The sequence below is a fragment of the Pseudomonas sp. 22082 genome (genome assembly GCF_052046055.1).
GTDB classification, from domain to species: domain Bacteria; phylum Pseudomonadota; class Gammaproteobacteria; order Pseudomonadales; family Pseudomonadaceae; genus Aquipseudomonas; species Aquipseudomonas pharyngis.
Genome location: NZ_JBQEQB010000001.1, coordinates 65146 through 71359, shown reverse-complemented (window position 1 = coordinate 71359; position 6214 = coordinate 65146). Strand labels below are relative to the sequence as shown.

The following is a 6214-nucleotide window of genomic DNA, read 5'->3' as shown; positions in this document are numbered from 1 at the left end:
CATCGTCAAGATTAAATTCCGAAACCCCAATTGCGAAAGCAGTTGGGGTTTTGTTTTGCCTGCAGGAAAAGGCTCGGCCATTTCTCGATTTAGATTCTTGAGGAAGCGACGCTGCAGGTGTTTATCCAAGAGGGCGTTTGCCTGATCACTTTCCTCTTGTGATACGCCATGGCTACCCCGTATAAGAGCGACTTTCACTTCCGATATAAGAAAAAGGATGCACGCATGAGCAATGCCTGGAACGAGGGATATTTCACGGACGAAGGCTACACCTATAGTTATAGCCGGGAAATCAATCCGGTTTTCCAGCGTTATTGTCTGCTGTTGCGCGGCTTCGCCACGCTGGAGAGTAGCGATGGCTACCACTGTGAGCTGGGTTTTGGTCAGGGTGTTTCGATCAACATCCATGCGGCGGGTAATCCGGGCTCTTATGTCGGCACCGACTTTCACCCAGGTCAGGCGTCCCATGCCATTGCTCTGGCCAGCGACTGGGGCAGCGATGCGCGACTGTATGACGACAGCTTCGAGCAGTTGCTGGCCCGTCATGATTTGCCTCAGTTCGACAGTATCAGCCTGCATGGCATCTGGACTTGGGTCAGCCGCGATAACCACAAGTTGATCGTCGAATTCGCCCGTCGTCATCTCAAGCCTGGTGGCCTGCTGTACGTCAGCTACAACTGCTTCCCGGGCTGGTCGCCTCAGGCACCCTTGCGCCAACTGTTCAGTCTGCACGACCGTTTCGCCAGCCAGGCCTCTGCACGTCCTGATCAACGTATCGAGGCTGCGCTGCAGTTTTCCGAAGCGCTGCTGGCTGCAAATCCTAAATATGCCAACTCGGCGCCAGGGTTGGACGCCAAGCTGCAGAGCATCAAGGGCCAGGATCGCCAGTATGTCGCCCATGAGTATTTCAACCGCGACTGGAACTGCATGTATTTCACCGACGTGGTGGATGCCCTGGCCCCCGCCAAGCTTGATTACGTTACGACAGCCGTGCCGTTGGACTCCGTCGATCCGCTCAACCTGACCGCCGAAGGCATGGACTTTCTGGAAGGCATTGAGCACCCGGTCATGCGTGAGCAGGCGCGCGACTATTTTGTGAACCAGAGTTTCCGCCGGGACCTTTATGTGCGCGGCGCCAACAGACTATCTGCTACCGAGCACCGCGAGCGTATGCTCAGCACGCGCTTCGTCCTGTTGCAGGCAGCCGACAGCGTGCCGGCCAACGTCACCGGTCCGGCAGGCGCAGCGACGCTGCAGGCAGAGATTTATGGCCCGGTACTCGCAGCACTGGCGGATGACGCCTATGTGCCGAAGACCTTGCGGCATTTGCTGGATCTTTTGCCCTCGCTGGCTTATGGCGATGTGGAACAGGCTCTCAACGTATTGATCGGCATGGGGGCCGTGGCGCCGTGTCAGAGCGAAGCAGCCGAAAAACTGGTGCAGGCCCGCTGCAATACCCTCAACCTGCAGCTGTGCAAGCGTTCGTTGTATGGCCACAAGATTCAGACCCTGGCGAGTCCGGTGACCGGAGGTGGGGTGACGGTCAGTCGCTTCCAGCAGTTGTTCCTGATATCGATCAAGCAAGGCAAAAAACACCCGGCTGAATGGGCACAACTGGCATGGGGCATCATCGGCGGCCAGGGCGAAGGTCTCCTCAAGGATGGCAGGGCCCTGACCACCGCGGAAGAAAACCTTGCCGAATTGACCGCGCAGGCTCAAGCGTTTGCCGAGAGTACGCTGGTGATTCTCAAGGCTTTGAAAATCGTCTAGTCGAGACGAGGGACGGCAAGACACCCTCGCGTTGCCTGCCGTCGTCCGGGGCATTTCGGATTCTTGCGCAAAACCAGAGCGACAGCACCGCGGCTGACGTGCTGACAAGGACGCGCGGTCGATGTAATGCCCCGATCAAATAATAGCGGTGACGGAAACTGGACTTTCCATAGGTACTGAAGTGAAGCGTGATACTCACCTTGTAATGCTCTTGCTGTTGGTAATCGGCTGTTCCCTGGCATCGCTGACCATCTGGAAGATACTGGGCTCTCGGGATCGAGCACTGGATGAAGTCAATGTCCACGGGTTGAACCTGACGCAGGCACTTGCGACGTATTCCGAGGGCATTGTCCGGCAGAGCTCGCTGCTTCTGCTCGGACTCGTCGAACGTCTGGAAACCGAAGGCAGTGGCCCAGCGCAAATCGAACGGCTCAAGACTTTGATCAACCGGCAGCGACCGCTGATGCCGCAGCTCAGTGGCATCACTATTTACGACAACAAAGGTCACTGGTTGATGTCATCCAACCGGCCGATTCCTGTCGGTGCCAACAGCAGTGACCGAGCCTATTTCATTCATCACCGTGACGATCCATCTCGCGAGCCCTTCATCGGCCCGCCCATCCGCAGTCGTTCGAATCAGGAGTGGGTGATCACGATCAGCCGGCGTTTCAATGACGATCGCGGAGAGTTTGCCGGTGTGGTGTCGGTCACCCTTGGGGTGGAAAACTTTCTGCGTCTGTTCGGCCAGCTCGATATAGGGCAGGAGGGCGCCATTGGCTTGTCCTACACCGATGGCACGCTGCTGGTCCGTTACCCTTTCCGTGAACAGGACATGGGGCGCAACTTCTCCAATTCGCCGATCTATGCGAAGTACCTGGTGGACAAATCGGTTGGCACTGCATCCTTCACGTCCAGTCTCGACGGCGTGGAACGGCTCTATGCCTTTCGCAAGAGTGAAACGCTGCCGCTGATCACTACGGTTGCGCTCGGTAAGCGCGAAGCCCTGGCGGCGTGGCGATTTGAAGCGCTGTTGTCGATCGGTGTGGTTACCACATTGCTGGGTCTCACCGGTGTTATCGGCTGGTTTTTGATTCTGGATATTCGTCGCCGGACGCAGGTGGAAGGTGAGTTGCGCGATACTCAACAACAGCTGCTCGGCACGAACCGGCAACTTGAGCTGTTGGCAATGAAGGATGCGCTGACAGGCCTGGCCAATCGGCGATGTTTCGATCAGACCCTGGCGATGGAAGCGCGCCGGGCGAAGCGTGACGCAACTTCGTTGGCGTTGCTGATGATTGATCTCGACTATTTCAAACTGTTCAACGACGCCGAAGGGCACATTGCCGGCGATGCCTGTCTGCAGCAGGTGGCCAAGGTGCTTGAGACCTGCGTGCGCAGACCATCGGACCTGGTGGCGCGTTACGGGGGGGAAGAAATGGCGGTGATCATGCCCGATACCGATAGTGACGGCGCAGCGGTCGTGGCGCAAATGATCCTGAAACGCTTGGCGCAAGAGCCTATCGCTCACCGGACCAGTCCATTCGGCCGAGTGAGTGTGAGTATCGGCATCGCGGCCGCCACCGGATCGCAACTGGACACGGTACAAGGCCTGATCGCTGCGGCAGATCAGGCGCTGTATCAAGCCAAAGGGGCGGGCCGCAATCAGCTCGCCAAAAGTGTCGCCAGCGAAAGCTACTCTCCGTACACCGGGTAATCCACATAGCCTTCGGCATGGCCGCCATACACCGTGGCCGGGTTCAGCGAGTTCAGCGGCCAGTCATTGGCGATGCGCGCGGGCAGGTCCGGGTTGGCCATGAACGGGCGACCGAAAGCCACGAGGTCCGCCAGTCCGGATTCAAGCAACCGCGCACCGCTTTCGGCGTTGTAGCGGCCCGCGTAGATGATCGCGCCGCTGAAGGTGTCGCGTACTGCTCGACGGAAGGTTTCCGGCATCACTGGCGCGTCGTCCCAGTCGGCTTCGGCGATGGACAGGTAGGCGATGCCGACGTCTTGCAGCACCTTGATCGCTTCGATGTAGGTGGTGTGAGGATCTTCCTCGACCATACCCAGATAAGTCCGCGCTTCATCGGTGGTGGTGAACAGCGGCGCAAAGCGCACGCCGACCTTTTCCTTGCCGATGCATTCGGCGACGCCGCCCACCACTTCGCGCAGAAAGCGCAGACGGTTATGCAGCGAACCGCCGTATTGATCGGTGCGCAGGTTGCTGTGGGCGGAGATGAACTGGTTCACCAGATAACCATTGGCACAATGCAGTTCGATACCGTCGAAACCGGCGTCCATGGCATTGCGCGCCGCCTGGATGTACAGCTGAACCAGTTCCTGGACTTCCTCGGTGGTCAGCGCTCGAGGCGCGGACGGCGGAATCAGAGCGCCCACACCGGGCGCCGTTTCGATGAACACACTGACCCGGTCGGTGGCGATGGCGGAGGCCGACACCGGTGCGTCGCCATTGGGTTGCAGGGCAGTATGGGATACGCGACCGACATGCCATAGCTGCGCGAAAATCACGCCGTCACTGGCGTGGACAGCCTCGGTGACCTTGCGCCACCCGGCGATTTGTTCGGGAGTATGAATGCCTGGAGTCCAGGCGTAACCCTGGCCACGGGGTTCGATCTGGGTGCCTTCAGTCACCAGCAAGCCCGCACTGGCCCGCTGCTGGTAATACTCGGCCATCAATTCATTGGCGACATTGCCCGGTTGAGTGCTGCGCTGGCGGGTGAGGGGCGGCAGGACGATGCGGTTTTTCAGGATGTGGCGGCCCAGGGTGACGGGTGTAAAGAAACTGCTGTGGTTCATGGAAATACCTTGTTCATGGCCTTATTAGACCAGTCGACTATTCTAATAGCGAAAAAAGAACACCGTGCAACACGCACACGGTGTTCGGATCAAGTTGAAGGAGCGGAGTGACACCTCAGCCGAGCAGTTTCAACAGTTGTTCGGCGACAGCCGCCGAGCTGGCGGGATTTTGGCCGGTGACCAGTTTTCCATCAGTCACCACATGAACCTGCCAATCCGCAACTTTGGAATAGCGACCGCCAAGACGCTGGAACTCGTCTTCGATCAGGAACGGCACTACGTCCGTCAAACCGACGGCTGCTTCTTCGGAATTGGTGAAACCGGTCACTTCGCGGTGCTGGATCAGCGGTTTACCTTCTGCGTCGACGACATGACGCAGCACCCCCGGCGCATGGCAGACGAAGCCATGGGGCTTGTTGCTGCGCGCGAAGGCTTCGATCAGGGCAATCGAATGCTTGTCTTCGGCCAGGTCCCAGAGCGGGCCATGGCCACCTGGATAAAACACGGCATCGAAATCTTCGGCGCGGACATCGGCCAAGCGGCCGGTGTTCGCCAGTGCCTGCTGGGCCGCAGGATCCTGGCGGAAGCGATCGGTTTCAGCCGTCTGAGCATCGGGCTCGTCGCTCTTCGGATCCAGCGGTGGCTGACCGCCGGCGGGCGAAACCAGGGTGACGTCGGCGCCGGCGTCCTTGAAGGCGTAGTAGGGGGCGGCGAACTCTTCGAGCCAGAAGCCGGTTTTCTTGCCGGTGTTGCCGAGTTGATCGTGGGAAGTCAAAACCATCAAGATTTTCATAGAGCACCCTGGGTTGGTCTGGCGGCGTTCATGAGCAAGGGATTCGCGCAGGATCGACACCGGGAAAAGGTTTGTCGGGGCGCAGCATAGTTTCCAATTAGACCAGTCGTCTAGTAATTTTTTCTCTAAAGCTTTTTCATGGACAGGTGTGGCAAACTCGCGTTCCTTTGAGATAAACGACTGGTCTATTGCCTGGTAATTCGTGCCCCATGAAACCGACCTACGACGACACCCGCCAACATTTGCTCGACACCGGCCACCGGATGATGGCCGAGAAAGGCTTCACCAGTGTTGGCCTGAACGAGATCCTGCAGACCGCCGGCGTGCCCAAGGGCTCGTTCTATCACTACTTCAAATCCAAGGAACTGTACGGCCAGGCCTTGCTCGAGGATTACTTCGTCGACTATCTGGCCGACATGGAGCGACGCCTGACGCTGCCCGGCCTGAGCGCCCACGAACGGCTGATGGATTACTGGCAGGGTTGGCAGGATCGCTGCACCCTGGAAGGCCATGGCGACGAATGCCTGGTGGTGAAACTCAGTGCCGAGGTGGCTGACCTTTCCGAAACCATGCGCCTGACCTTGCGTGATGGTGCCGAGCGAGTGGTGGCGCGCATCACCGAGTGCATCGAACAGGGCCAGGTCGAAAAAAGCCTGCCACAGGGCGATGCCCGACAACTGGCCGAAACGCTGTATCAGCTGTGGCTGGGGGCCAGTTTGCTGAACAAACTGCAACGCACAGGACAGTCGTTGAGTACGTCGATGGCGACTACGAAACGCCTGTTGAGCGTGTGAGAAAGCAATAGACGCAAGCGGTCGAGAGTCAGTTGCACAA

Annotated in this window: 5 protein-coding genes; 3 read left to right on the top strand and 2 right to left on the bottom strand. The window is 58.5% G+C overall.

Annotated features, from left to right (window positions below; translation table 11 throughout):
• Positions 1–225 precede the first annotated feature (225 nt).
• Together ACTJK9_RS00240 and ACTJK9_RS00235 are read left to right on the top strand one after the other, a co-directional pair.
• Entirely contained in the window at positions 226–1770 is a 1545-nt protein-coding gene (locus ACTJK9_RS00240; protein ID WP_085610178.1) for a class I SAM-dependent methyltransferase, read from the top strand.
• Positions 1771–1951: 181 nt separating this feature from the next.
• On the top strand, positions 1952–3484 hold the full coding sequence (locus tag ACTJK9_RS00235) for a sensor domain-containing diguanylate cyclase (protein ID WP_085610180.1): 1533 nt from the start codon (positions 1952–1954) through the stop codon (positions 3482–3484).
• On the opposite strand, the gene ACTJK9_RS00230 is transcribed toward ACTJK9_RS00235, so the two are convergent.
• Positions 3463–4587 carry an alkene reductase gene (locus ACTJK9_RS00230; protein ID WP_440811219.1) on the bottom strand — a complete coding sequence of 375 codons (1125 nt, stop codon included), beginning with the start codon at positions 4585–4587 and terminating at the stop codon, positions 3463–3465. The genes ACTJK9_RS00235 and ACTJK9_RS00230 overlap by 22 nt on opposite strands.
• 115 nt (positions 4588–4702) lie before the next feature.
• Positions 4703–5380: a type 1 glutamine amidotransferase domain-containing protein gene (locus ACTJK9_RS00225; RefSeq protein ID WP_085610184.1), complete on the bottom strand. Its 678-nt coding sequence runs from the start codon at positions 5378–5380 to the stop codon at positions 4703–4705.
• 209 nt (positions 5381–5589) lie between these two features.
• Here ACTJK9_RS00225 and ACTJK9_RS00220 point away from each other — a divergent pair, with 209 nt between their 5' ends.
• Positions 5590–6174 (top strand): TetR/AcrR family transcriptional regulator, encoded by a 585-nt coding sequence (locus ACTJK9_RS00220; RefSeq protein ID WP_085610186.1) that lies wholly within the window; start codon positions 5590–5592, stop codon positions 6172–6174.
• The last annotated feature ends 40 nt before the right edge of the window (positions 6175–6214 follow it).